The sequence below is a fragment of the Pseudoalteromonas sp. XI10 genome (genome assembly GCF_001469895.1).
Classification (GTDB): Bacteria; Pseudomonadota; Gammaproteobacteria; order Enterobacterales; family Alteromonadaceae; genus Pseudoalteromonas.
On record NZ_LOPY01000061.1, the window covers coordinates 37,267 to 61,951 of the forward strand.

A 24,685-nucleotide genomic window follows, 5' to 3' on the forward strand; every position below is an offset into this window, starting at 1 on the left:
TTACTCGTCAACTAAGCTTGGGCGCTCTACACGGTACGCCTCAAGTTTTAGTTCGATATTAAGTGGGCTTTCACCTTGCGAAATAGCAATAATGCCTTCAGCAAGTAGTTCATGATACAGCATTTTTTGCTCAACTTGCTGCTTAAGTTTATTCGCCATTGGCAAGAATAATAAGTTAGCTAAACCGACACCGTAAATAGTAGCGATAAACGCAGTAGCAACACCAGCACCCAGTTTTTCAGGATCGGTGATAAATTGCATAGCCTGAATCAAACCGAGTACTGCACCTAGAATACCAATTGTAGGGCTATAACCGCCCATGGCTTCGTAAACTCGGCTTACCTCGAGTAAGCGCTCTCGTTCAAGCATTAAATCAATTTCAAGGGTATCTCTGAGCTTTTGCTCATCAATCCCATCAACAAGTAGACTCAAGCCCTTTGCCGCATAAGGGTCTGAATGTGATAGCGCTTCAGACTCAAGGGCTAAGTAACCTTCTTGGCGTGCTTTGTGTGACCAACGCTTAACTTGTTCAATGGCTGCATCAATATCGTGATATGGCGGAAAGAACACCCAATGACTGATCTTAAGTGTTTTAGTAAAAACACTTGCAGGGGTTTGAAGCATCACAGCCCCAAGCGTACCACCGAGAACGATGATAAGCGCAGGACCATTAAACAGTGCAGAAACAACACCACCCTCTAATGCATAACCAAAGGCAATGGCACTTATCGCGACAATTAAGCCAAGAAAAGATAGCTTATCCACAACCAGTCTCACGCGTTAGGCGAGTTGCAACATCCGTGAGTGCTAAGCTCTCGCTCGCCAGCCCCGCATTTGCAACAGCTTGTGGCATACCATACACCACACTGGTTTGTTCATCTTGCGCCCAAATAGTAGCACCGACTTGCTTAAGCATACGCGCACCATCACGGCCATCAGCGCCCATGCCCGTTAATACTACAGCTAGCACATCACCACCAAAGGTTTTTGCAGCACTAGCAAAGGTGACATCGACACTCGGTTTATAAGTAATACGCGGACTATCGTCTTCAAACACACGCAGTGTTCGAGAGCCGCCACGTCCTTCTATTAGCATTTGTTGACCACCAGGCGCTAAATAAGCGGTACCAGGCATTAAACGGTCACCATTTTGCGCTTCTTTCACATTGATTCGGCATAAGCCATTAAGGCGTGCTGCAAAAGCAGGTGTAAACGCAGCGGGCATATGCTGAATAAGCAAAATAGGATGCGGAAAGTTAGCTGGCAGCTGAGTTAAAATTGTTTGTAGCGCTACAGGTCCACCGGTTGATGTACCAATAGCAACTAACTGATATTGTTTGCCCGAAGCTCGAATGTTACTCGTATTCGAAGACGATGCTGCAGGCGAACTAGCAGGAGCTGGACGGCTAAAGCTGCGATCAGGCTGAACAATACCGCTACTAGTACTGGTACCTCGACTGTCTTTTGGTGTAGGAGCTGGAGTTGGTCGCGAAATGGGTGCTGGTCGCGAAAAACGAGAAAGGCGACGGCGACCAATTTCTTTTACTTTATTTTGTAAAAGCGCGATTGCATCTTCATTGTTGCGCGCAATGTCTTCGAACTTTTTCGGTAAAAAATCTAACGCCCCTGCATCAAGTGCATCTAGGGTTGCAGTTGCACCATCACGGGTGAGTGATGAGAACATTAAAATAGGAGTCGGTGTTGCTGCCATTATTTCTTTCACGGCACTAATGCCATCAAGAACCGGCATTTCAACATCCATAGTAATTACATCAGGTTTTAATTCACGGGCTTTATCTACCGCTTCACGACCGTTTACGGCAAAACCAATCACTTGAATATTGCTGTCTTGCTCTAAAATTTCGCTTACACGGCGACGAAAAAAGCTTGAATCATCAACAACTAATACTTTGACTGCCATTGGCACTCTCTTGTTTTATATCATTCAAAGTGCAGCTAAATGCTACACTTTATTATTTATTATTAGCCAACGTAGTGTTTAAGCATGCTAGGTACGTCGAGGATCAGTGCAATTCCACCATCAGAAGTAATTGTCGCACCTGCCATACCTGGTGTACCTTGCAATAAGGCATCCAAAGGCTTAATAACAACTTCCTCTTGACCAATTAACGAGTCAACAACAAAGCCCACTTGTTTAGTGCCTATTTGCACAATAACCACGTGACCTTCTGCTTTACGCTCATGGCGGTTGGCGCCTTTTACTAACCAATGCTGTAAATAGAAAAGCGGGATCGCTTTTTCACGTACAATAATTGTAAGTTGACCATCAACTACGTTAGTTTTAGTTAAATCAAGGTGGAAAATTTCGCTAACACCAGCAAGTGGTAACGCGAAAGTTTGCTCACCTACAACAACCATTAAGGTCGGTAAGATAGCAAGTGTTAATGGCACCTTGATTTCAAGTACAGTACCTACACCCAGCTCAGACTGAATATTAACTGAGCCATTTAACTGAGTGATTTTAGTTTTAACAACATCCATGCCTACACCACGGCCTGAAATGTCAGAGATTTCTTCTTTGGTTGAGAAACCTGGTGCAAAGATAAGATTGTATGCTTCGGTATCCGACAAGCGACTTGCTTGGTCGTGATCAATCACCCCTTTGCTTATTGCGATTTTTTTCAGTTTTTCAGCATCCATACCTGCACCATCATCACGAATGGTTAGTAGGATGTGATCACCTTCTTGTGAAGCAGAAAGAGTGACAGTACCTGTACGCGGTTTACCTGCGGCTTCACGCACATCTGGCATTTCAATACCATGGTCAACAGAGTTACGGACTAAGTGCACCAATGGATCAGCAAGTGCTTCTACAAGGTTTTTATCTAAATCGGTATCTTCACCAACTAGCTGTAAATTAATATCCTTTTTCAGGCTTCTCGCTAAGTCACGAACAACCCGTGGGAAACGGCCAAATACTTTCTTAATTGGCTGCATGCGGGTTTTCATAACCGCGCCTTGCAAGTCTGCGGTTACCACATCTAGATTAGAGATGGCTTTTCCCATTGACTCACTATTGCTGTTATTGGCAAGGCTCACCAAGCGGTTTCGGACCAATACCAGCTCACCCACCATGTTCATGATTTCATCCAAGCGTTTGGTATCAACACGTACCGTTGTTTCTGCCTGTGGTGGTGGCGCTTTTTTCGGTGCAGCAGAAGCTGCAGGCGATTTTTCTGGTGCTTTTGCTGGTGCTGGAGCCGGTTTAGGCGCTGCGGCAGCAGGCTTAGGCGCAGGTGCCGGTTTTGATGCTGCAGGTTGTGCCGGTTTTGCAGGTTCTGCTTTTGGTGGTTCAGGCGCTTTTTCTGACGGAGCCGTTTCTAAAGACTGAGGTGCAGTACCTTTACCATGTAATTCATCAAGCAATGCTTCAAATTCGTCATCGCTAATTTCATCGTCTGAGTCACTGCTTGCAGGTTCTGCTGCAGGCACTTGAGGAGCCGGCTGTGCAGGTTTTGCTGCTTCAGGCTGAGCAGGAGTATCTTGTTTTACTTCACCGAAGTTACCAACGCCATGCAGTTCATCTAATAAGCTGTCAAATTCATCATCGGTAATATCGTCACTGTCATTGCTTACAGTATCTGCAGCAGGTGCTGCTGGGCCTTGGCCTTTACCATGCAATTCATCTAATAGGCTTTCAAATTCGTCTTCGGTGATTTCGTCAATATTTTGAGACTCAGCACTGCTATCTGCAAGACCGCCGCCATCAAATAACATATCAAATGCAAATGGGTCATCTTCATCGATATTGTCTGTTGCTGTATCTGCTGTGACTTCAGGCGTATCAACAACTGGCTCTTCAACTGCGGGTTCTTCAGGTGCAACTGCAACATCCTCTGCTACAGATAAATCTTCACCTGCAAGTTCTTCTGCAGTCGGTGGCTGACTTAATTTATGAAGGACTTCTAGTAGGGCTGGGTCTGCAGGCTCTGGCTGTTCGCGATTTTGAATCGTTGCGAACATTTCATTGATAGTATCAAGTGCTTGTAAAATTACGTCCATCAGCTCAGGTGTAACACTGCGCAGACCTTGGCGTAATAAATCGAAAACATTCTCAGCACCATGACAAGCGTCAACAAGCTCTGTCATGCTTAAGAAGCCTGCACCACCTTTAACGGTATGGAAGCCTCTAAAAATGGCGTTTAATAGATCTTTGTCTTCTGGATTGTTTTCAAGCTCAACTAATTGCTCTGACAAAAGCTCTAAGATTTCTCCTGCTTCAACAAGGAAATCCTGTAATATATCTTCATCGACTTCAAAGCTCATGCAGCTACTCTCCTCTTAGAAGCCCAGACTTGATAATAGATCATCGACTTCATCTTGTCCTGAGACAACATCATCGCGAGACTCTTTATCAATAATTGGCCCTTCAGGACCTGCTACTGTGTCACTTGTTGCAGGTTCGTTTTCTATGGCCTGTTTTTCTTGTTGTTGATGACCATCTTCTTGACTGCCAAACACAGTTAAGAGATTAATTAAACTGTCTTCTACCTCTCGCACTAACTCAATAACACGGCGAATAACTTGTCCGGTTAAATCCTGATAATCCTGCGCCATCAGTACATTAGTCATCAAACCTTGAAGCTCATCGGTTTTGGTATGCGAGTTATTCATGAACTTATCTAAGCTATGGCATAACGCTTTAAATTCACCGAGTTCAATTTCTCGGTTCATTAAACGATCCCACGTAGGTTTGATTGCGGCAATTTCATCAGCAAGTTGTTGAGCTATTGGTAAACTTGCTTCAACCGCATCCATGGTTTTATTTGCGGCGCTTTCTGTCATTTCCATAACATAATTTAAGCGCTGCTTAGCGTCTGGGATCGCGTCGGTAGTTAAATCAGTGAGACGAGTATCTAGGTCAAAGTTTTTTAACGCTTCATGAAGCTGACGCGTCAATTTGCCAACTTCAGCAAACAACTCTGATTGTTCTTTTGATGCAGCGTCAAGAATTAGCTTATCCGCTTTTTCTTGTTCACCATTTTCAAGATACTCAACAAGTTGACGAGCTTGCTCTAAACTTATTTGAGGCGCAGCAAGTGCTGACATAAGCCTCTCCCCTTAGATTAACCTAAACGTTCAAACACTTTTTCCAATTTGGTTTTAAGTGTCGCAGCAGTGAATGGTTTAACGATATAGCCATTAACACCTGCTTGAGCAGCAGCAACAATTTGTTCTTTTTTCGCTTCAGCTGTCACCATTAATACAGGAATATGCTTAAGGCTATCATCAGCACGAATTGCACGTAACAAATCAATACCTTGCATACCAGGCATGTTCCAATCAGTTACAACAAAATCAAACTCTTGATTTTGTAGCATTGGCAATGCTGTTGAACCGTCGTCAGCTTCCTGCACATTGGTAAAACCTAAATCCCTTAATAGATTTTTAATGATACGTCTCATTGTAGAAAAATCATCAACAACAAGAATTTTCATGTTTTTATCCAAAACATCCTCCGGTGAGGTTTGAACCTTTATTTACTTACTACTAATTAATCCAGTCATTGATTTTTGCTTTGAGCTTAATCATCGCCTGACCATGTATTTGACTCACACGCGACTCGCTAACATCGAGTATGTGTCCTATTTCTTTTAAGTTCATTTCGTCGTTGTAGTACAAAGACAAAACGAGGGCATCTCTTTCTGGTAACGATTGGATAGCCGTTAATAGAGACTGGTTAAACCGCTCATTTTTAACGTTATTAAACGGTTTGTCTAGTCCTAAATCCTGACCTACTGGTGTGATGACGTCTTCATCTACACCTAAATCTTCAATACCTAATACTTTACTCGAATTCACATCATGTAGAATATGATGGTACTCATCTAGCGTAATATCAAGTTTTTCAGCGACTTCAGTATCTTTGGGCTCACGATTTAAGGTGCTTTCTAATTCGGAAATGGTTTCAGCCACAAGGCGGGCATTTCGGTGAACTGAGCGTGGCGCCCAGTCACCTCTACGAATTTCGTCTAACATCGCACCACGAATACGAATTCCAGCGAAGGTTTCGAAACTAGCACCTTTGCTAGCATCAAAGTTTTTTGACGCTTCAATTAAGCCTATCATGCCTGATTGAATTAAATCATCGAGTTGCACACTGGCAGGTAAACGAGCAATTAGATGGCACGCCACTTTTTTGACTAAAGAGGCATGTTTTTCGACAATCGCATTTAAATTCTGTGCTGATTGATATCCCATCGCTTTATTCACCGATGTTGTCATAGTTAGCCGTTTACTAGTTTTTCAATAAAAAATTCTAAATGGCCAGACGGTTGATTAGGGATCGGCCACTTAACTGCTTTTGTTGCTAATGTTTTAAACGCCACCGCTGCCGGTGAGTTCGGGAATAATTCAACAATCACCTTTTGACGTCGCGTAGATTTACGCATGTTCTCGTCATAAGGAATGGTTGCTACCAACTCCATTGAAACATCTAAAAAACGATCCGTTACTTTTGAAAGTTTAGCAAATAATTCTTGCCCTTCACGCAAACTGCGCACCATATTGGCAACAATTTTAAATTTATATACGCCATGCTCACGGCTAAGCACTTTAATAAGTGCGTAAGCATCGGTAATTGAGGTAGGTTCATCACATACAACCACAACAACGTCTTGGGCTGCACGAGAAAAGCTTAATACCATGTCAGAAATACCTGCGGCGGTATCGACAATTAAAATATCAAACTCGGTGTTTAACTCGCTAAAAGCGCGAATAAGGCCTGCATGCTCAGATGGGGTTAATTCAACCATGCTTTGTGAACCAGACGTTGCTGGTACAATTTTGATGCCCGCAGGGCCTTCAACAAGAATTTCGTCAAGCTCACACTCGCCTGACAAAACATGAGATAAATTACGTTCAACACGAAGGCCAAGCATTACGTCACAGTTTGCCAAACCTAAATCGGCATCTAATACTAATACACGATTTCCTTGCTGACCTAATGCGATTGCGGTATTGAGTGAAACGTTGGTTTTACCCACTCCACCTTTACCGCCAGTAACAGCGATAACTTTAACGCCACTATTATTATTTTGATTCATTTTGCGCAGGCCGCTTGCTTGATCTAATACTGTGTTAATCATACATCCCTACTGTGTTCGACGCTACTGCTTGACGTCTTGAATGTTGTGCTTTTGCTCGTTTTAAATACAATTGTTCAGCTTTTTTCACTAGTTTTTCAGCATTCGCTACGCGAATATCCTCAGGAACGCGCTGACCGTTAGTAAGATACCCTATTGGCAGGCGATTTTGAATCGCTATGCTAATAATCTCACCTAAACTTAAAGATTCATCCAATTTAGTGAAGATACAGCCACTTAGGTGAACCTTTTTAAAGTGTCTTACGGTTTCTTGCAACACATTTATCTGTGCTGTAGCACTTAATACTAAATAACTACGAATATCAACACGCTGATTACGCATTAGGGTATTTAACTGCTCAGTTAAACGTAAGTCACGCTGGCTCATACCCGCTGTGTCTATTAATACTAGACGCTTATTACGTAAATGGTATAACACTTCAGCTAATTCATTCGCATCTTTTACCTGCTTAACACCACAGCCAATAATACGACCATAAGTAGCTAATTGTTCGTAGGCACCAATTCTGTATGTATCAGTGGTGATCAACGCCACTTTATCAGCACCATATTTTTGAGCACCCAGTGCAGCTAATTTTGCAACTGTGGTTGTTTTACCAACGCCTGTTGGACCCACTAATGCGAATACACCACCTTGACGCAGGATTTCGTTATTCGTTGTATGCATTTGGTTTTCAACCATTTGCAGCAGTGCTTGCCACGCTTGTTGACGTGATACGTCGTCAGGAATAAAACAAGCCATTTGCTCTGCAACATCACGTTCAATGCCCATACCTGCTAAGCGGTCAATCATACATGCACGAGTAGGATCTCGGCGCGCCATATCTTGTTGCATTAAGCCAGATACTTGGTGTTCAAGTAATTGACGAATGGCATTCATTTCTTCGCGCATGGTTGTCATTTCTGATTGATTCGCAGGTGCTGAGTTTTTATGCTCAGCTGGTGAATCTAAATCATCAAAACCAGAATCTAAGTCGTCATCAAAACCTAGGCTATGTGCTTGAGTTTGTACACGAGGTTCTGCTTGCTGTTGATAACGAGGAGCTTGCTTGTATTGTGGCTGTTGCTGTTGCTGTTGCTGCTCAATGCTTGGCTCTTTTGGTTGATAGTGTTCACTCGTATCAATACCAGATTGACTAAACATTGACGCAAGCTCTGGCGAACGAGGGCGTGGGGCTTGACGCTCAAGTAACGCTTGTAGGCTATCAGCAACTTTCGCTTGCGGCTCAGGTTTAGCACGCATTGGCTCAGGCTTAACAAAGTTATGCTCTGGTGCAGGTGCTGACTGTGCCACTGCAGGTTTAGCTTCGGCTTTCGGGGCTGCTTTGTCGTAATCAACAGCTGCAACGATTTCAACCCCGTTAGCAAGCTTTTTGTTCGACATAATAACCGCATCAACACCTAACTCATCTTTCACTTCTTTCAGTGCTGTGCGCATATCTTTAGCAAAAAAACGTTTAATTTTCATGGTTCAACCCCTTTACTATCCTATTGTTGGCCTACTGAGCTGACAATCTTAATCTGTCTTTCGTCTGGTACCTCTTGGTAAGACATCACCCTTAAACCTGGGATGGTGTACTTAACGAAGCGAGATAACACAGTTCTTAACATTCCTGACGTTAAAAGTATCGAAGGTTCACCGGCCATTTCTTGGTTTTGATGAGCTTCATTCAATGATTGTTGAAGTCGCTCTGCAAGGCTTGGCTCTATTCCGGCACCTTCGTCACCTGCATTCTGAAGTGACTGATGCAACATCTGTTCCAACTCAGGCGCCAAGGTTATGACAGGGATCTCAGAAGACATACCAACAGCATCTTGAACGATCAATCTGCGCAGTGAAATTCGCACAGCAGCCGTTAGTACATCAGGGTCTTGGCTACGTGGGCCATACTCAACAAGGGTTTGAACAATCGAGCGCATATCGCGAATTGCCACCCCTTCATTGAGTAAGTTTTGTAGCACTTTTACGATAGTAGTAAGTGGTAATACGTCAGGAACCAGTCCTTCAACAAGACGTGGATGACTCTTCGCTAACATATCTAGTAAGTTTTGAACTTCTTCATGTCCAAGTAGTAAAGCAGCACTGTTAGTAAGTAACTGGCTGATATGAGTTGCAACCACAGTTGCAGAATCAACCACGGTATAGCCAAGTGATTGTGCTTCATCTTTTTGATCAGGTTTGATCCAAACCGCATCTAATCCAAATGCAGGGTCTGTAGTGGCAACCCCTTTGATTGGACCAAATACTTGGCCTGGATTAATCGCTAACTCATCACCATGCTTAAGCTCACCCTCACCGCTTGAAACACCCATCATAGTAATTCTGTAAGCGTTAGGGTCGAGCTCTAAGTTATCGCGAATGTGCACAGGAGGTACTAAGAAGCCAAGCTCCTGAGACAGTTTTTTACGCACACCTTTAATACGATTTAACAGTTCACCACCTTGAGATTGGTCAACAAGTGGAATCAATCGATACCCCACTTCTAAGCCAATAACATCAACTTGCTGAACGTCATCCCAACCCAGTTCTTTTTGTTCTTGTTTATTGGCAACACCTGTACCTGGTGCACCACCATTTGCCTCTTGCTCTGCTTTTTCGGCTTCTGCTTTGGCTTTTTGTTGCTGTGTGAAATAAGCAAGGTAACCGAGTAATGCACCTAAGCTTAAAAATGCGATGTGCGGCATCCCCGGCACAATACCCATGATGATCAAAATACCTGATGCGATATAAAGTGATTTTTCGTTACCCAGCTGAGTCTTAACTTGGTCGCCCATATTGTGCGATTCATTTTGACGGGTAACAACGATTGCGGTACCGATAGACAGTAATAGTGAAGGTAGCTGTGCAACTAGACCATCACCAATGGTTAGTAAAGTATACACTTCCATCGCACGGCTAAACGATAAATCATGTTGGATCATACCAACAAATAAACCACCAACGATGTTAATCACTAGAATAACGATACCCGCTATCGCATCGCCTTTTACGAACTTACTCGCACCATCCATTGAACCATAGAAATCAGCTTCGCGGGTGACTTCTTCACGACGTTCACGGGCTTGCTCTGCACTGATGAAACCGGCGTTTAAATCAGCATCAATCGCCATTTGTTTACCTGGCATTGCATCAAGAGTAAAGCGAGCTGATACTTCAGAAATACGGCCAGCACCTTTGGTGATAACCACAAAGTTAATAATGATTAAAATCAGGAAGACCACTAAACCAACTGCATAGTTACCGCCGATAACTACCGAACCAAAGGCCTCGATAACTTTACCGGCCGCATCTCCACCGTTATGACCTTCTAGCAATACCACACGGGTACTGGCGACATTCAGTGCTAAGCGCATGATGGTTGCAATTAGTAGAACCGCAGGGAACATACCAAATTCAAGTGGTTTCATGGTGTAAACAGTAACTAGTAACACCACAAGTGCTAACGCGATATTAAACGAAAATAGAATATCTAAAAGAAATGGCGGCAGGGGTAAAATCACCATGCCCAGCGCAGCAAGTACCATTAACGGCGTGCCGATACCCTTCGCATACTCTTTTTTATCTCTGTTAAGTTGTTGTAATACCGCTTTAAATTCCATAATTCAACAATTTCAAAAAATTGACACTACACGGAATTTGCAATAACTATTCCAAGTTATATAGCTACTTACTAATATTTGTAAGCATCGGGTATTGGTAGTTTTTTGTTAAGTGGTACAGGGCGTTTACCGCGCCCTTTTTGGAAGCGTTTTAACTGGAAGACATAAGCCAGAACTTGCGCAACGGCAGTGAATAGCTGATCGGGTATTTGATTACCCACATCGGTAGTGTGATACAGCGCACGTGTAAGCATTGGTGATTCAACAATTGGCACGTCATTACCCTTGCCCACTTTACGAATTTGCATAGCAAGCTCGTCCACGCCTTTGGCAAGAACAATAGGCGCACCCGCTTTAGCTGTATCGTATTTTAGTGCTACAGAATAATGGGTCGGGTTGGTTACGATCACATCGGCATCAGGCACGTCTTGCATCATACGCCTTTGCGACATTTCACGCTGTGTACGGCGAATACGCGCTTTTATTTGCGGATCACCCTCAGAGTTTTTGTATTCGTCTTTCACCTCTTGTAGGGTCATTTTTAACTGTTTATGGTGCTTATGACTCTGATAAGGGGCATCAATTGCAGCAATGAGTATTAAAGTACAGGTTAAACCTAAGAACATCCAAGAGAGGATTTCGAGTGCATGGATAAAATTTCCGGGCGCGCTTTCAATGCTTAGATGCAGTATTTCATCAAAGAAAGTATTAATTAAGAACACCGCAAAACCTGCAACCACTACAAATTTTAAAATAGACTTAACTAGCTCTACTCCTGCTTGAGGGCCAAGCATACGCTTAATACCTTTAGCCGGCGACATCTTACTAGCCTTTGGAGCTGCCGCTTGCCAACTAAAGTTATAGCCCCCCAGTAAAGTGTTTCCAACAAAAGCGGCTATCACGATGATCAACACAAACATAGCCATAGGGAATAACAACGCATCCGCAACAATTCCCCACACTGAAAACATTTTAGTGGTGTCGTAGGTTTCATTACGATTAAGGCTTAATAAGCGCCCCATCACATTATAAAGACCTTTGCCAATTTCAGGTCCATAAAGTAATAGTGACACTGCCGAGAAGATAAGTACAAACATGGTGCCTAGCTCTTTCGAGCGAGCTACCTGGCCCTTTTTCTTGGCGTCGTCTATTTTCTTCCCGGTGGGTTCTTCGGTTTTTTCTTGACCAGAATCTTCAGCCATGGCGTGCTCCTAAGGTGTACAACCAACAAGGCTGCACATTAACTCAACCATTTTTAACCACTGAAACTCAAATTGAGTCATGAAGTTACCTAGCGTTGCCCAAATAATCACGAGCCCAGCTACTAAGGTAAACGGAAAACCAATCGAAAAAATATTTAACTGTGGTGCCGCACGAGTCATTACACCAAACGACATGTTAATAACCAGCATAGCTGTCAGGGGTGCTAAAGCAAGCACCAAGGCTGTAGTAAACATCCAGCCGCCCCAAGTAACGATATCCCAGTAATGATCAACCGCCCACCAATTGCCATCAATTGGTAGCACTTCAAAGCTATGAATGACCATTTGAATCATCATTAAATGACCATTGAAAACAAAAAATAGTAAGGTAGCCAAAATCAAATAAAACTGACCAACTGCGGGAACGTTTAAGCCATTTGAGGGGTCAACAACGGACGCAAAACCAAGACCTGTTTGCATCGCGAGTATTTGCCCTGCAAGGACAAATGTATTAAGTAGTAAGGTTGAAGCAAAGCCTATAGCCACACCAATAAGCATTTGTTGAATGACCACGAGAATCATTTCAAAGGAGAATAGGTTATTAAAAGTCGCAGGAGGCAGCATAGGCACAGCAACAAAGGTTACCACAATCGCTAAACCTAGCTTGATTCGGGTTGGTACGTTTCTCGCGCCAAGGCCTGCCATGATCATAATCATTGAGCTAATACGCACCAGTGGCAGCAAAAAGTCGCTGAGCCATTGAATAATGACCGCAAATGGAAATTCCATTTAGCCTGCTATCTCCGGTATAGACATCACTAAACGGGTAAAATAGTCCATAAGCTCTTGCGTGAACCAATGGCCACCGACAATAAGTGCGCTTATGGTAATTAGCAAACGAGGTAAAAAGCTTAAGGTTTGCTCATTGATTGATGTTGCCGCTTGGAAAACAGCCACTACAAGACCGACTAATAAGCCAGGTACTACGATTGCAGACACTAACTTTATAACTAAAAATAGCGCGTCACTGAGTATATCGACAAAAATTTCTGGTTCCATTTTGTCTCTCCTACCTAATTATGTGTCTTGAATTGCATTGTTACACCCCGAGCCCAAAGCTCTTCGCCAGCGTGCCCATCACAAGGCTCCAACCATCTACTAATACAAACAGCATAATCTTAAACGGCAAAGATACAATCATCGGCGAAAGCATCATCATACCCATGGCCATTAATACGGAGGCCACTACTAAATCAACTATCAAAAAAGGAATAAAAAACATAAAACCAATGATAAAGGCCGTTTGCAATTCGCTGGTAACAAACGCTGGGATCAATACAATCAACGGCGTGTCTTCTGGCGAATCTAATTGCTCATAACCAGCTATTTTCGCAAAGGTCTCTAAATCTTTTATACGAACTTGCGAGAGCATAAACGCTTTCATTGGCTCTTTGGCAAGTTCTAATGCTTGCACTGAGGTAACTTGTTCATTCAAGTACGGCTCAATGGCACGCTCATTCACCTGTTGATAAATTGGCGCCATAATAAAAATACTTAAAAACAGCGACATGCCTAACAAAATTTGATTCGATGGTGTTTGTTGTAAGCCTATTGCTTGGCGTAATATCGCCAGAACCACAATAATCCGTGTAAATGAAGTCATCATAATGACCGCTGCTGGAATAAAACTCAGCGCCGTCATAATCGCTAACACTTGTAGCGTCACGGAGTAATCTTGAGAGCCATCAGGGTTGGTGGTAATGGTCAGTGCTTCTATGCCTTCAGCGTTAACCGACGGCAAAAACAACACACTTGCTAAAATAAGTATCCACTTGATCATAGCGTTAATTCTTTTTATTTGAAGGTGATTGTGGGTTCAGTAACTTACCAAATTTTTTGGCAAGTTCTGGCAGTTCTTTTTCTTGTAATGGTGTTTCTAGTTTATGCAGGTAGTTAATACTATGCGGGGTCACACCAATTAAGTGCTGAGCGTTATCGATTTCAATGACCATCAAGCGCTCACGAGAGCCCAAAGGCAAACTGCGCACTACTTTAAATTCATCGCTATTAGCAAGATTTGGATTTAGTTTTTTAACCAAAAAAGCCAAAGCAATAATAACCACCAGCACTAAAAGCAAAGACATCACCATAGACAGTAAATCTGCCGTCGGTGATGCCGTAGGAAATGCAGTGCTCGACGCACTTGTTAAAGCAACTAAAGCATTCATCGTAACTTTTTAATACGCTCAACTTGGCTGATAACGTCTGTTAAACGAATACCGAACTTATCGTTGACGACAACCACCTCACCATGCGCAATCAGGGTGCCATTAACCAATACATCAAGTGGCTCACCAGCGACTCGGTCTAGTTCTACCACTGAACCTTGGTTAAGCTGTAATAAGTTACGAATGTTGATTTTTGAACGACCCACTTCCATCGAAATAGTAACTGGAATGTCCAAGATAGTATCAAGTTTACGTTTTTCGTCGCCAGACAGCTCATGTCTTTCATCTTTTAACTCATCAAGCTCCGCTACAGCAGCATCGCCTGAGCCACCCTCAGCTTCTTCAGCTTCGGCTAGTGCCGCAGCCCATTCGTCCATTGTATCTTGATCATCACTCATTATGTTTAACCTTATAAATCGACTACCAGTCTAAATCTACACCTTCAGATAGATGTAGATCTTCTTCTAGTTCTGCTAATTCTGCATCTGAATCCAGTTTTTTGCCACCTTTTGTGAACACATGTAGTTCTGACTTAACTGATTCAGGGCGTTTAATTTTTTCGCTAATTTGTAGTGCCACATTGTCACGAGAGCGGCCCATTTTCGCTCTGAAGGTCGGCAATTCTTCTACAAATACGGTGATATGTTCTGGCATTTCAACAGGGATAATATCGCCAGCTTTAAGCTCCATAATCTGTTGTAGCGTTAAATCAACCTCAAGCAATTGAGTCGATAAATCGACCTCAACATCCATGATCTCATCACGTAATGCTTTACTCCAACGTAAGTCAGTGTCTTCGGTGTCAGATTGCACACCCGCATCGAGTAATTCACGGATTGGCTCAAGCATTGAATACGGTAATGCGATATGGAAATCACCACCACCACCATCTAGCTCAATATGGAAAGAGCTAATAACAACCACTTCAGTTGGACTTACGATGTTAGCCATCGCTGGGTTAACTTCTGAGTCAAGATACTCAAAAGACACATCCATTACCGGCGCCCATGCTTCTTTATAATCTTCGAAGATAATTTTAAGCAGCATTTGAACAATACGGCGTTCTGTTGGGGTAAATTCACGGCCTTCTATTTTTGCATGATAGCGGCCATCACCACCAAAAAAGTTATCCACTAAAATGAATACTAATCGGGCTTCCATGGTAATTAGGCCAGTGCCCTTCAACGGACGAAAACGCACCATGTTCAAACTAGTTGGCACGAATAAGGTATGAATATATTCGCCAAATTTAATCATTTGCACGCCATTAATCGACACCTCGGCGGTGCGGCGCATCATGTTAAATAGGCTAATTCGCATATGACGGGCAAAACGTTCATTCACGATCTCCAAGGTCGGCATACGACCCCGGACAATACGATCTTGTGATGAGAAGTCATACTGTAAGGTATTACTGTCTAAGTCATCACCTTCGTGAATATCTTCCTCTTCGACTTCATCAACGCCATGTAAGAGCGCATCAATTTCGTCTTGAGATAATAAATCGCTCACGCTGACCCCTTATTGCATCACAAAGCCGGTAAATAATACCCGCTCTATCACTTTGCTACCTTCAACATCACTTAATGCTGATTGTACTTTTTCAAGTGCAGCAACACGTACTGACTCTTTACCTTCACTGGTACCTAATTCATCTGCGGTCGTTGTTGAAAGAACGCCAAGTAAGGTACTTTCGATAAGTGGAATATGCTTTTTGGCAGTTTCTTCGTTCACTTCACCGCGAACAAGTAGCTGAACTTTTATTTGTACAATACGGTCGCGACTAGCACCGGGTACATTAAATACAAATGGGCGTGGCATTGCGACATACAGAGCCGAACCAATCTGTGCGGAGCTCGATGGTGCAGCAGCAGCCTCTGTCACTGTGGTTTCATCTGCTAGGCTTTCTTCAGGGGCATCATCGCCCATAAATAAAAAGTAACCCGCAGCAGCACCAGCAATCAACACTACAGCTGCAATGATGATAATCAGCTTCTTTTTGCCTTTACCCGTGTCTTCTATTTCTAAATTTGCTTCTTCGGCCATTGTCACTTCCCTCAAAGTTACAGCAAGCTGTTCATCGCGCTGTAACTATTTTATTTCTTATAATAGCAGGACTTATGCATAGTAATCTATTGATGATGAAGATTGTTGTCGAGAAGTTTCTGCGCTTTGTGCTGTTACTTCTGGCTGCTGCTCCTCAGCTTGTTGATTTCCAGCAAGCTGCCCTTGCCCAGACTGCTCTTGTTGTTGCTCAGGGTTACCCTGCTGAATACTACTTTCACCAAGCTCAATACCTTGCTGTGCAAGCATTTCTCGTAAGCGTGGCATTGATTGCTCTAAAGCTTCTTTAGCCTGCTGATTTTGAACAACAAAATTAATTTGTGCTTGTTCAGCATCACTACGTATACGAATTTGCATACTGCCCATTTCTGGCGGATCTAAGCGAATTTCAGCTTCTTTATTATTAATATTTAGTAACGCGCTAACTCGCTCTTGAAGCATTTTTGCAGCATCACTTTTTATGATATTAATCGCTTGCATTACACTTGGGTCAACATTCACCGATTTAGATTGAGTCTGAGTTTGCGCAGTTGTTTGTGTATGCATTGTTTGTACGTCTAGTGCTTGCTCATATTGCTGATGAGCCATTTCATAGGCACCTGGTTGTGTTGTTGCATTTGCTTGAGTCGTTAGCTGAGTAAATAATTGAGCTACACGCACAGTAACAGTTTCCTGTGTACGTTCAGTATTAATTTTTGTATCAAGCTCTGTGGTTACTTCTTCACTAGCAACTACTTTTGTCACATCGGCTGTAATTTGCGTGGTATTATTTTGTTTCGCTTTATTATTTTCAACATTAACTGTTGCTGCGGTTACTGGCATCGCAGTACTGGCTGTTGCAGGGGCATTAATAGCCTCTGTCAGCACAGTTTGAGCTGCAGCTAATTTTTCGTACTGAGCAGTGCCCGGCGTTAACGTTTGCAGCTGAGTGTTCACTTTGTTTAACAGTGCTTGCTGCTCATCCTTAGTCAGCGCCGTGATTTGCTTTTCTACGCCTGTAGGTAATTTGTTATCGAGAGCCTTATTGTCAGCTAATTTAGCATCTTGTTTAGCCTGGCTTTCTTCAGCAATGTCTTGCTCTACAGCAAGTTGTGATACAGGACTCTGTGCAGTTTGCGTTGTAGGCTTACTACTGTTCACATCAGTCAATAGCGACTTGATAGTTGCCACCTCATCAGCACCGAGCTTATTATCAGCTTTAAGTTGATTTATTTGTTGCTCAAGTTGCTTTTGTTGCTCAGAGGTTAGCGATAAACCTTTAGCGAACTCACTTACAGCCTGCCCGTCGCCACTTTGTACTTTGGCCAGCAAGCTAACGATTGACTTATCTGTTACTGGTTTATCTGACTCTGGCTTTTCTGTTACGGCTAGATCAACTTTGGTTGCTGCGTCAGTTGGTTTATCTGCCACTTTTGCCGTGCCAGCTTCAATGTTTTTAGCAATGCTTTGCTCAGCACTGAAATTTGCTGCCGTTTTGTCAGTGTAGCTTTGTGTTTGTTTTGAATTAACTTCAGCTGTTTTTGTATCTACTTGAGCATCGCTATTTAAATCTGCAACCACCTTATTTAAAACAGTTTTACTTGCCTCATTTACGCCAAGTTCTTTGCCATCAGGTGTTTTTGTAGCGTCTGAATTCACAGCCTGTTTCTGAGCGCTATTTAACAGAGCGTCTACATCAACGGTGGTTTCTTTGTTGTCAGTTGCTTGTGTCGCACTGGCAAAGTTAGATACTTGAGGCTTTGTATCAGGTGTATTAACAGCTGAAACACCCTGCTTTTCTTTGTCTGTTAATGGACCATCAACAATCGGAGTCACACTATCTTTTGGTGGTAAATCGCCAATCGCTTTTAGCTGGCTATCTACCGCTGTCGCAACTTTAGACTTATGTAATAAGCTTGCTATTGAACTGTCGCCTTCCGCGTCGGCTTTTGAATCATCGGTTTGTGCAACGTCTGTCATCGGTGAAGGTATAACAGGTGTAATGGTATCGATTGGGGCTGGTTTTTTATCAACAACTACAGGGCTAAAATCATTATTTTCAATCAATTTATTAACACGCGTACTCATAGCTTGAGCCGCATTAATTTGCGAAAGCAGTGAGTTTTCTTCATCTTCTACTAGAGCAAGTTCTTCGCTTTGCTCTTTAGTTACAGCTTCATTACGAATATCTGGACTTGTTTTAGATTTCTGTTCTGTAGACGTGGTAGCAGTTGCAACTTTAGCATCAGCAGTTGTGTTTTCATCACCTAATTTGGTATCTGATTTAGGCTCTTCAGAAATACTGATAGCTTTAGTTTCATCAACAGAATGAGTATCTCCATCACTTTTTGTTTGAGGGGTGGTATTTGCTTGCGCGTTTGCCGCTTCACTTGCTTCTGTAAGTGAAGTTAAAAAACTTAAGCCCGATGCTTTGTCGCTAGGCTCTGAGTCTTTGCCTGAAAAACCAGTACCTTGCTCAGTTTTAACCTGCAAATTGATATCACTGATCGCCATAATTCACCTAAAACTAAAGAGGCAATTTGCCGCCGCAAGTGCCAAAATTAATGCTACTGGTTAGGTAAATGCAATTAACATGCCTAAAAAAGATAGTATTTTAGAGAAGTGCGTTTTTAAGTTGACGTTGATAAAACTGATTTGAAGCAAATTCATCCAGCATTTTTTGCTCCGCTTTAGCTACTTTCATCGCTTGTTTTTCAGCTTGCTTTTCGATTAACTTCGCTACTGCTTTTGCTTTCACTTGTTGTTTTAACCACAATGCTTTGCGCTGCGTAACAACTTGTTTTGCAGTATTCACTGTGCTTGCTTGCTGGCGTATCGCTTCTTCAATTTTTGCGATAAAGGCATGATATTGACTAAACCCAGCACTAGACAAACCAGAGCGACCTTTCAAATGCAACTGCTGAGAATACTCCATGCGAAAGTTATTCAGTCCTTGCAGTTTTTGTTGATTGCTTTGTAAGTGCTGCTGGGCTTTTAAATAATCCATGCGTAAAGATTCTTCCTTATCGCTCTCAAGCTTTAACAATAAATCAAGTTTACTTTGAGCCATTAACCTTGTCCTAATAACTGTGCAAGACCTTGTAGACCATCATCATAACTGATCACATCTTTCATGCCTTGCTGAAGGAATTGATTCACACGTGGCATCATATTAATTGCTTGGTCAAGCATAGGGTCGGTGCCTTTTTGGTACGCACCTAGTGTGATCATATCTTTGTTCTGTTGATACATTGAATACACTTGTTTTAGCACTCGAGCTTGTTGCATATGCGCTTCAGATACAACTTGTGGCATAACACGAGAAATCGATTTTTCGATATCAATAGCCGGATAATGACCACTGTCAGCTAAATCTCGAGATAAAACAATGTGGCCGTCTAATATAGCGCGAGCAGAGTCAGCAATTGGATCTTGCATATCATCCCCTTCACTAAGCACAGTGAAAAACGCGGTGATCGAACCTTGCCCTTCACCACCATTACCGGCACGCTCCACCAGCGCAGGTAGTTTGGCGAATACTGAAGGCGGATACCCCTTAGTTGCTGGAGGCTCACCAACGGCTAAGGCGATTTCACGTTGCGCCATGGCATAACGGGTAACGGAGTCAAGTAATAACAATACGTTAAGACCTTGATCGCGAAAGTATTCCGCAATGGTCACTGCACTTTCACAGCCTTTTAAACGCATTAATGGTGAAGCATCCGCAGGAGCTGCAACCACCACTGAGCGCTTACGCCCTTCAACACCTAAAATTTCTTCAATGAACTCTTTTACCTCACGACCACGTTCACCCACAAGACCTACCACAATTACATCTGCTTCAGAGCCGCGAGTCATCATACCCAGTAATACTGATTTACCGACACCAGAGCCTGCAAACAGACCCATACGCTGGCCTTGACCTACGGTAATAACGGAGTTGATGGCTCGTACACCTACGTCCATAGGTTGACTGATTGGTCGTCTTGCAAGAGGGTTAATTGAGTTTTGCGCAAACTTTAAGTGATGCTCAGCATTAATGGCACCTAAGCCATCAAGTGGCCGACCAAGGCCATCCACTACACGGCCAAGTAAACTCATGCCAACAGGCAGTCCTGTTTCATTTAGCTTTGGGATAACTCGTGCACCAGGCAGTACGCCAGAGATGTGATCATTTGGCATCAAGTAAAGTGTTTGGTCATTAAAACCAACGACTTCAGCATCAACAAAGCCGTTAATGGTTTCAATTTTACATTGACTGCCAACAGGTGCTCTAAGCCCTTTTGCTTCTAGCGTTAAACCAACGACACGCGTCAGAATACCAGCAACAGCTGGTTTTGGGGCCTTGATATTTTTTTCATAGCGCTGTAAACGTTCGCTTAGAGTCATTGATTGAGCACTCATAATGAGCCTAAAAAGTATTAGATACCACTGCTATGCAAAAAGTTTTCCAACGTTTCTTTGACGCGGGTTTTTATTGTCATGTCGAGGGATGATTGCGGGGTTTTAATTTCGCAGCCACCACGTTCTAAAGTCGGCTCTGCAACTAACTGCCAATGGTTATCTGCGATAGTTTGTTCGCCATAACTTTCGGTAATTAAAGTAATATCATCAGGGTGTAAGTGAATACGTACTTTCGCTTGCTCTTCACCTAACGCATCAATAGCTTGCTTCAAAGCATGCAAAATGACTTCAGGTGAGGTTTTAATTTCTTGGTAAACTAAAACTTCAGTTAACATCACAGCTAACTGCACTAACTGCTTTTCGGCACTTTCATCGACTTTAGATAATGGTTGAGAAAGGCTATCAAGTAGGCCTCTTAACTTGGTCAGCTGCTCTTCTAAAATTGGCTTTATTTCTTCTTGGCCTTGCTCCTTACCAAGCTCAACACCTTCTTTAAAGCCAGCTTCTTTTCCCTCATGTGCGCCTTTTTCAAAACCATCTATATAGCCTTGCTCATGACCTTGCTTTAGCCCTTCTTCATAGGCATCTTGACGGATCTTTTCAAGCTCAGCCATGGTCAATGACGGAATTTCAGGCTCTTCTGGCTGCTCTTCGGCCTGCTGCTTTTGCTGCTCTTTGCGATATAAGTCAGCTAAAGGCGTGCCATACGCCGTTGAACGTCCGGCAAGTTTTGTTGTATCTTGCGTCACTTCAGGAATTGGCCAGTTTTCCAATAATTCATCGGCAGCTTCACTGGCATGCACTGGATGTCCTGTATGAAATGAAGACTTACTCATGGCTTACAGGAACTCCTCACCACCACCGCCACCAAGCATAATTTCGCCTGAGTCAGCTAAACGACGTGCCGTAGAAAGAATTTCTTTCTGCGCTGCTTCTACTTCACTAATACGAACAGGGCCCATTGCCTCAAGATCATCAGCGAGTAATTCAGCAGCACGTTTTGACATATTGCCCAAAATCTTCTCTTTTAATGCTTCGTCAGTACCTTTAATTGCTTTCATTAATACATCTTGCTGTACTTCACGAAGGATCGCTTGAATACCACGGTCTTCAACATCCATTAAGTTCTCAAAGACAAACATAAGGTCTTGGATTTGCTGTGACATCTCTTCATCGTGTTCACGGATTGAATCCATTAACTGACCTTCAACATTGGTATCTAGGTAGTTCATGATATCAGCAGCCGCTTTCAAGCCACCCATTTTCGCAGCTTGCGCACCGGCTTGACCTGCGAACTGTTTCTCCATGATTTCATTCAACTCTTGCAATGCTGCTGGTTGAACTTCTTCAAGGTTAGCAATACGCATGGTTAAATCTAAGCGCACTTTTTCTGGGAATTGCGACAAAATTTCCGCTGATTGCTCTGGTTCTAAATACGATAAAACAATGGTTTGAATTTGCGGGTGCTCGTTGCGAATGATATTCGCCACTTGCTTTGAATCCATCCACTTCAATGAATCAAGACCTTTCGCCCCTGAGCCCATAACAATTTGGTCAATAAGGCTGGCTGCCTTGTCTTCACCAAGCGCTGCTGTAAGGGCTTTTTTGATAAAGTCTTCAGACTGGAAGCCAATGGTACTGAAGCTTTGAATTTGCTCAATAAACAAATTATGGACTGCGCTAATTTTCGCTTGCGATAAATCATCTAGCGCAGCCATTGCCATACCCACTTTTTGCACTTGCTTTGGCTCTAAGTGCTTAAGGATTTGCGCAGCATCTTCTTCTGATAAGCTCAGCAATAAGATTGCCGCCTTATCCACACCGTCTAGTTTATCAACATCAAACGCCGGTGGTAGTTGTTTTTGTTCTTGATCAGTCATCTTCTGTTAACCACGCTTTCACTACTTGAGAAGACAGTTCTGGTTCATTTGCAACCAATGCACGAACTGCTTTGAGTAAATCTTCATCGCCATGTAAGTCTGGCAGCTGTAGTGTACCATCACTTGAGAATCCTACAGCAGCAGAGTCAAAGTCTTTATTTAGCATATCTAGCGTGCTATCACCAATATCTACACCTGCACTTAATGCATCTTCATCATATTCTTCTAGTGTATCGTCTGGGTAAATTAGACGTTTCAGCATAGGTCTTACTACAAAGACAATCAGTACGATGATAACCAGTGCACCTAATGCTAAGCGTAGCATCTTCATGAACCAATCTTGCTCCCAAAGCGGAACTTCAATCGCTTCACCAGCATCTTCTCGAACAAATGGCACTGTAACAACTTCAAGTGCATCACCACGCTGCATATCAAAACCAACACCACCTTGTAATAAGCGACGAATATTTGACAATGCTTCTACAGAGCGAGGAACCATGGTTGTTTCACCGTTTTCACCCACTTGTGGTACATAATCAACGGCAACTGAAACACTGATACGACGAATAACACCGGTTTGCTGACGCTTATGCGAAATTGTTGTATCAAGCTCGTAGTTACGTGTTGCTTCTTTATGCGAACGACTTGGGTTCGTTGCTGAACCTGCTCCACCTTGGCCTGCAATTTCTGGAATATTAGAGTTAACTGGCGGCTGATTCGTTAGCGCACCAGGGATGCCCACTGCAAGACCACCGATGTTGCTTTCTTCGAACGTGGTTTCACTGCGCACAGCGGGTAAGTCTGGGTTATAACGTTTTTGTGTTTCTTCGACTGCACTAAAATCCATGTTTAAATCGACTTGCGCGGTATAGTTACCTAAGCCTACAACTGGAATAAGGATGCTATCGATTTTATTTAAGTACTCTTCTTCACGCTTACGTTCAATCTCATACTCTTTACGAGAGCGAGCAGCAAGTGAGTTTTGTGAACCTGAATTAAGTAAGCGACCATTTTGATCGGTAACAGTAACACGCTCTGGCGATAAACCTTGGACTGCTGAGGCAACAATATCAACTACTGAGTCAACTTCTTCACCGTCAAGTGTACGACCGCGTTTTAAGGTAAGCACTACCGTCGCTGAAGGTTGTTTTTCACGACGAGCAAATACGTTTTCTTTTGGAATAGCTAAAAGTACTTTGGCGCGAGTAACATTTTTTAGCTCTTCGATGGTACGTGCAAGCTGTTGCTCACGACCATGTTTTAAACGTTCACGTTCAAGGCGTTGGCTAACACCAAACCCCATGTCTTGCATGATGATGTCAGTACCTGAGCTTGGCGCTTGCTCTAGGCCTTCACGAGCCATCAATAATTTAATGTTTTGGTATTCACCTTCTTCAACAGAGATGACGTTACCATCAAGTTCGTAATCAATCTTTTGAGCGTCTAAAAAGTCCAGCGTTTGAATAAGCTCTTCCGTTGGCATTTTGCCAAGCGGACGCATATCTGGTTGACGAGCCCAAATAATAATAAAAATTGCGATAGCCAAACAGATTGCCAAAGCGATCACTAAAGTAACCTGGCGTAAAACATCTACACCGTTTAAGGCACTTAGGTAGCCTGACTTTTGCTCTTGTTGATCATCAGTATCGGTTGAGTCGATACCGCCGCCTGCTAAGGCTAGATCAGTTGATTGATTAGATTGCGCCACAATAATTCTCCACTACCTAGTTACACAGGCATGTTCATGATTTCTTTATAAGCTTCAACAAGTTTATTTCGAACTTGCACCGTAGCTTCAAAAGCGACTGATGATTTTTGCGAAGCAATCATTACGTCAGCTAAAGAAACACTGCGGTCGCCCATTTCCATTGCTGTTACTTTTTGCTTAGCGTCTTGTTGTAAGCCATTCACTGTATCAAGTGCATTGGTAAGTAAATCACCAAACTGTGCCGACGATGTTGGCTGAGTTTGTGTTGGTAAATTATTAATTGAGTTACTACGGCCTACTTCTGAAGCCATAGCTTGCATTTCTTGAAATAATGCGCTGTTTTGAACTTTCATAATACTCTCTGACAATGCAGTTTACTTATGCACTGATAAAGCACAAACCGTGCCACAAAATAAAACAAACAAATTCAACAACTTGAACTATTTATTTGGCATGTCAGAGTTTTGACAGCAAACAAGCTCACAAAAATGTG

General features: G+C 42.8%; 24 protein-coding genes. All 24 read right to left on the bottom strand.

What is annotated here, in order from left to right; translation table 11 throughout:
* Nucleotides 1–765 (bottom strand): flagellar motor protein, encoded by a 765-nt coding sequence (locus tag AUR67_RS18765; RefSeq protein ID WP_054562170.1) that lies wholly within the window; start codon nt 763–765, stop codon nt 1–3.
* Nucleotides 758–1,921: a protein-glutamate methylesterase/protein-glutamine glutaminase gene (locus tag AUR67_RS18770; protein ID WP_058586382.1), complete on the bottom strand. Its 1,164-nt coding sequence runs from the start codon at nt 1,919–1,921 to the stop codon at nt 758–760. The genes AUR67_RS18765 and AUR67_RS18770 overlap by 8 nt, the downstream gene beginning before the upstream one ends.
* 62 nt (nt 1,922–1,983) lie before the next feature.
* Complete coding sequence (locus AUR67_RS18775) at nt 1,984–4,287, bottom strand: chemotaxis protein CheA (RefSeq protein WP_058586383.1); 2,304 nt, start codon at nt 4,285–4,287, stop codon at nt 1,984–1,986.
* 15 nt (nt 4,288–4,302) lie between these two features.
* Nucleotides 4,303–5,070: a protein phosphatase CheZ gene (locus AUR67_RS18780; RefSeq protein ID WP_058586384.1), complete on the bottom strand. Its 768-nt coding sequence runs from the start codon at nt 5,068–5,070 to the stop codon at nt 4,303–4,305.
* Nucleotides 5,071–5,087: 17 nt separating this feature from the next.
* Nucleotides 5,088–5,471, bottom strand: a complete 384-nt coding sequence (gene cheY, locus AUR67_RS18785) for a chemotaxis response regulator CheY (protein ID WP_016708035.1) — start codon at nt 5,469–5,471, stop codon at nt 5,088–5,090.
* 40 nt (nt 5,472–5,511) lie between these two features.
* Nucleotides 5,512–6,222: an RNA polymerase sigma factor FliA gene (locus AUR67_RS18790; protein WP_054562345.1), complete on the bottom strand. Its 711-nt coding sequence runs from the start codon at nt 6,220–6,222 to the stop codon at nt 5,512–5,514.
* Between the two features lie 26 nt (nt 6,223–6,248).
* Nucleotides 6,249–7,109, bottom strand: coding sequence for a MinD/ParA family protein (locus AUR67_RS18795; protein ID WP_054553259.1), 861 nt, complete (start codon nt 7,107–7,109; stop codon nt 6,249–6,251).
* A complete protein-coding gene (gene flhF / locus AUR67_RS18800) occupies nt 7,102–8,595 on the bottom strand; it encodes a flagellar biosynthesis protein FlhF (protein ID WP_058586385.1) in 1,494 nt (497 codons plus the stop codon). The genes AUR67_RS18795 and flhF overlap by 8 nt, the downstream gene beginning before the upstream one ends.
* A 20-nt stretch (nt 8,596–8,615) precedes the next feature.
* Nucleotides 8,616–10,727 carry a flagellar biosynthesis protein FlhA gene (gene flhA, locus AUR67_RS18805; RefSeq protein ID WP_055020705.1) on the bottom strand — a complete coding sequence of 704 codons (2,112 nt, stop codon included), beginning with the start codon at nt 10,725–10,727 and terminating at the stop codon, nt 8,616–8,618.
* A 71-nt stretch (nt 10,728–10,798) separates the two neighbouring features.
* Nucleotides 10,799–11,929, bottom strand: coding sequence for a flagellar biosynthesis protein FlhB (gene flhB, locus AUR67_RS18810; protein ID WP_058586386.1), 1,131 nt, complete (start codon nt 11,927–11,929; stop codon nt 10,799–10,801).
* 9 nt (nt 11,930–11,938) lie between these two features.
* Entirely contained in the window at nt 11,939–12,718 is a 780-nt protein-coding gene (gene fliR / locus AUR67_RS18815) for a flagellar biosynthetic protein FliR (RefSeq protein WP_058586387.1), read from the bottom strand.
* Nucleotides 12,719–12,988: a flagellar biosynthesis protein FliQ gene (fliQ, locus tag AUR67_RS18820; RefSeq protein ID WP_058586388.1), complete on the bottom strand. Its 270-nt coding sequence runs from the start codon at nt 12,986–12,988 to the stop codon at nt 12,719–12,721.
* A 40-nt stretch (nt 12,989–13,028) separates the two neighbouring features.
* Nucleotides 13,029–13,769, bottom strand: a complete 741-nt coding sequence (gene fliP / locus AUR67_RS18825) for a flagellar type III secretion system pore protein FliP (RefSeq protein WP_054553265.1) — start codon at nt 13,767–13,769, stop codon at nt 13,029–13,031.
* Nucleotides 13,770–13,773: 4 nt separating this feature from the next.
* Nucleotides 13,774–14,157, bottom strand: a complete 384-nt coding sequence (fliO, locus tag AUR67_RS18830; RefSeq protein WP_054553266.1) for a flagellar biosynthetic protein FliO — start codon at nt 14,155–14,157, stop codon at nt 13,774–13,776.
* Complete coding sequence (gene fliN / locus AUR67_RS18835) at nt 14,154–14,555, bottom strand: flagellar motor switch protein FliN (RefSeq protein WP_054553267.1); 402 nt, start codon at nt 14,553–14,555, stop codon at nt 14,154–14,156. Before fliN ends, fliO begins: the two co-directional genes overlap by 4 nt.
* A 22-nt stretch (nt 14,556–14,577) precedes the next feature.
* Nucleotides 14,578–15,669 (bottom strand): flagellar motor switch protein FliM, encoded by a 1,092-nt coding sequence (gene fliM / locus AUR67_RS18840; protein WP_054553268.1) that lies wholly within the window; start codon nt 15,667–15,669, stop codon nt 14,578–14,580.
* Nucleotides 15,670–15,678: 9 nt separating this feature from the next.
* Nucleotides 15,679–16,203: a flagellar basal body-associated protein FliL gene (gene fliL, locus AUR67_RS18845; protein ID WP_058586389.1), complete on the bottom strand. Its 525-nt coding sequence runs from the start codon at nt 16,201–16,203 to the stop codon at nt 15,679–15,681.
* Nucleotides 16,204–16,275: 72 nt separating this feature from the next.
* Nucleotides 16,276–18,714 (bottom strand): flagellar hook-length control protein FliK, encoded by a 2,439-nt coding sequence (locus AUR67_RS18850; protein WP_058586390.1) that lies wholly within the window; start codon nt 18,712–18,714, stop codon nt 16,276–16,278.
* Between the two features lie 100 nt (nt 18,715–18,814).
* A complete protein-coding gene (gene fliJ / locus AUR67_RS18855) occupies nt 18,815–19,270 on the bottom strand; it encodes a flagellar export protein FliJ (protein WP_055020703.1) in 456 nt (151 codons plus the stop codon).
* Nucleotides 19,270–20,604 carry a flagellar protein export ATPase FliI gene (gene fliI / locus AUR67_RS18860; RefSeq protein ID WP_055197963.1) on the bottom strand — a complete coding sequence of 445 codons (1,335 nt, stop codon included), beginning with the start codon at nt 20,602–20,604 and terminating at the stop codon, nt 19,270–19,272. The genes fliJ and fliI overlap by 1 nt, the downstream gene beginning before the upstream one ends.
* Nucleotides 20,605–20,621: 17 nt before the next feature.
* Nucleotides 20,622–21,440, bottom strand: a complete 819-nt coding sequence (gene fliH, locus AUR67_RS18865; RefSeq protein WP_058586391.1) for a flagellar assembly protein FliH — start codon at nt 21,438–21,440, stop codon at nt 20,622–20,624.
* A 3-nt stretch (nt 21,441–21,443) separates the two neighbouring features.
* Nucleotides 21,444–22,484 (bottom strand): flagellar motor switch protein FliG, encoded by a 1,041-nt coding sequence (gene fliG / locus AUR67_RS18870; protein WP_054553274.1) that lies wholly within the window; start codon nt 22,482–22,484, stop codon nt 21,444–21,446.
* Complete coding sequence (fliF, locus tag AUR67_RS18875; protein ID WP_058586392.1) at nt 22,477–24,192, bottom strand: flagellar basal-body MS-ring/collar protein FliF; 1,716 nt, start codon at nt 24,190–24,192, stop codon at nt 22,477–22,479. The genes fliG and fliF overlap by 8 nt, the downstream gene beginning before the upstream one ends.
* 20 nt (nt 24,193–24,212) lie before the next feature.
* On the bottom strand, nt 24,213–24,545 hold the full coding sequence (gene fliE, locus AUR67_RS18880) for a flagellar hook-basal body complex protein FliE (protein ID WP_054562183.1): 333 nt from the start codon (nt 24,543–24,545) through the stop codon (nt 24,213–24,215).
* Nucleotides 24,546–24,685 lie beyond the last annotated feature (140 nt).